Below are 2823 nucleotides of genomic sequence, written 5' to 3' on the forward strand. Positions count from 1 at the left end.
GAAGCCCACCGCCGCTGGAACAACATCACCGCCGCCACAACCGCCTGACCAGCAACGATGCCCTACCGATCAAGAACTACAGCTGCCGTGTCTGTACACGGAGAGCAGGCATGCCGCGTTCGGCGAATTCGACGACGTGGCAGCGGCCTTCGCTTTCCGCATCACGAGCGCCGACCGCGCGTGATCGTGGCAGTGCGGCAATCGGGAGGCTCAGCTGCTTGACGGGACCCAGTCCTCTCGGAGGCGAAGACCCGGCCCCCGCACGCCGGGACACCCGCACGGACGCGTGCCGCGTGCCTGACTGCCGCACTGCGCGCACGATGGGAGGGGCGGCGCACCCGTGCCGGGTGATGCGCCTCCGTCATCACCGCACCCCGCAGCCCTCTACCACTCCGACCCCGCATCACCCCCACGCCGGCCGCCGTGTCGCCCCACCCGTCACCCGAACACCACACCCCCACCAGGTCCTCATCTCATATCTGAGATAACCTGGCGCCATGTCAGACGACTACCTCGCACGCATCGGCAAGCTCATACGTGACGCCCGTCAGCACCGGGGGTGGACACAGAGTCAACTTGCCGAGGCGCTGGGCACCAGCCAGAGCGCCGTCAACCGCATCGAGCGCGGCAACCAGAACATCAGCCTTGAGATGATTGCCCGCATCGGTGAAGCACTCGACAGTGAGATCGTGTCGCTCGGCTATGCCGGGCCGATGCACCTGCGGGTGGTGGGCGGACGCCGGCTCTCCGGCTCGATCGACGTCAAGACCAGCAAGAACGCGTGCGTGGCGCTGCTGTGCGGCTCGCTGCTCAACAAGGGGCGTACGGTCCTGCGCCGCGTCGCCCGTATCGAGGAGGTCTACCGTCTCCTCGAAGTTCTGAACTCCATAGGCGTGCGCACCCGGTGGATCAACGACGGGACCGACCTGGAGATCGTCCCGCCGGCCCGGCTCGACATGGCCGCCATCGACGCGGACGCGGCCCGCCGCACCCGGTCCATCATCATGTTCCTCGGCCCGCTGCTGCACCGCATGGACCAGTTCAAGCTGCCGTACGCGGGCGGCTGCGACCTCGGCACCCGGACCATCGAGCCGCACATGATCGCGCTGCGCCGGTTCGGCCTGGAGATCGCCGCGACCGAGGGTCTGTACCACGCCCAGATCGACCACTCGGTCACCCCCGACCGTCCCATCGTGCTGACCGAGCGCGGCGACACGGTGACGGAGAACGCGCTGCTGGCGGCCGCCCGCCACAACGGCACGACCGTCATCCGTAACGCGTCGTCCAACTACATGGTCCAGGACCTGTGCTTCTTCCTGGAGGCACTGGGCATACGGATCGACGGCATCGGTACGACGACGCTGACCGTGCACGGTGTGGCGAACATAGACGTGGATGTCGACTACTCCCCCTCCGAGGACCCGGTCGAGGCGATGAGTCTGCTCGCTGCCGCCGTGGTGACGGAGTCCGAGCTGACGATCTGCCGGGTGCCGATCGAGTTCCTGGAGATCGAGCTCGCGGTGCTGGAGGAGATGGGCGTCGACTGCGACCGCACGGCGGAGTACGCGGCGGACAACGGCCGCACCCGGCTGGTCGATCTGACGGTCCGGCCCTCCAAGCTGGAGGCCCCGATCGACAAGATCCACCCGATGCCGTTCCCCGGCCTCAACATCGACAACGTGCCGTTCTTCGCGGCCATCGCCGCCTCTGCGCAGGGCAAGACCCTCATACACGACTGGGTCTACGACAACCGCGCCATCTATCTGACAGACCTCAACCGCCTGGGCGGCCGGCTCCAGCTCCTCGACCCGCACCGAGTCCTGGTGGAGGGCCCGACCCGGTGGCGCGCGGCCGAGATGATCTGCCCGCCGGCGCTGCGGCCCGCCGTGGTGGTGCTGCTCGCGATGATGGCGGCCGAGGGCACCTCCGTACTGCGCAACGTGTACGTGATCAACCGCGGTTACGAGGAACTGGCGGAGCGCCTCAACTCGGTGGGCGCGCAGATCGAGATCTTCCGCGACATCTGACCGGCACGATGTCGTGCCCCTTGGAGGCAAGGGGCACGACACCTCAGCATGCCAGCTGACCTGCGGATACCTACCTTCACAGCCCTCCACTGATCACTGCTGTTTTTCAGCACCTTGTGCAACGCACGTGCAAGATGATCTTGAATGGCTGACGGCACGTCAGGGAAGCCTGAGTACCCGTCAGCCTTTACGGAGGGTTGTCGCCGAAGTGGCCTCGCAACGTCCGATGTCGGTCGTGTCACGCCGACCACGTCTGGTCGACGAGGTGAACCGCCATCTGCCCGACGTCCCCCATACGGAAGCTGGGCGGTCCTTGCCAGCGGTGGCGCCAGACGTAGAGGGTGTTCACCGAGATGCCCATGTACTTCGCGGCGTCCTGAACGGTCAGGAAAGCCAACCGCAGACTAGGACTGGTTGCGCATCGCGTGTCTCCGAGGTAAGCGCTGCCAGAGCAGCGGTCGTTCGTCCTACCGCCCACCGCGCAGCAAAGCCACGCGGATCACCGTCGGCGAGCGGGATCAGAATCCGGGGATTCAGCGGTTTGGTGCGGCTGCCCCGTCGTGAGGAGCGAGGCCAGGACCGGATGCAGTTTCAACTCATTTGGCTCCGTGGCTAGTTGCCCAAGCCATGCCGTAATCTGCCCACACGCGCCCGGGGACGACAAAGGGGTATAGCCATGGCCACCGCACAGGCACTGAGGGGCAGGGCGGTTGCAAGTTCCGGGTTCGTGCGGCTGGTCGGGGAGTGACCGGTTGGGGCGCATAACAGGGCAGGCACGGGCTTCGTGATCATTGTG

General features: G+C 66.4%; 3 protein-coding genes. 2 read left to right on the forward strand and 1 reads right to left on the reverse strand.

Annotation, left to right across the window (positions count from 1 at the left end):
* Both ABZV38_RS39990 and ABZV38_RS39995 read left to right on the forward strand, forming a co-directional pair.
* Nucleotides 1-184, forward strand: a 184-nt coding sequence (locus ABZV38_RS39990) for a hypothetical protein (RefSeq protein WP_356333839.1), incomplete at its 5' end; no start/stop codon positions are given.
* 313 nt (nucleotides 185-497) lie between these two features.
* A complete protein-coding gene (locus tag ABZV38_RS39995) occupies nucleotides 498-2027 on the forward strand; it encodes a UDP-N-acetylglucosamine 1-carboxyvinyltransferase (RefSeq protein ID WP_356333841.1) in 1530 nt (509 codons plus the stop codon).
* A 238-nt stretch (nucleotides 2028-2265) separates the two neighbouring features.
* Here ABZV38_RS39995 and ABZV38_RS40000 read toward each other — a convergent pair whose 3' ends face one another.
* Nucleotides 2266-2424, reverse strand: coding sequence for a helix-turn-helix domain-containing protein (locus ABZV38_RS40000; RefSeq protein WP_356333843.1), 159 nt, complete (start codon nucleotides 2422-2424; stop codon nucleotides 2266-2268).
* Nucleotides 2425-2823: the final 399 nt, after the last annotated feature.

The organism is Streptomyces sp. NPDC005181, assembly GCF_040608395.1.
In the GTDB taxonomy this organism is placed as follows: Bacteria; Actinomycetota; Actinomycetes; order Streptomycetales; family Streptomycetaceae; genus Streptomyces.

Bases quoted from the DNA above. Each gene is read 5' to 3' on its own strand.
- ABZV38_RS39995 (WP_356333841.1), top strand. From the start codon at position 498: ATGTCAGACGACTACCTCGCACGCATCGGCAAGCTCATACGTGACGCC.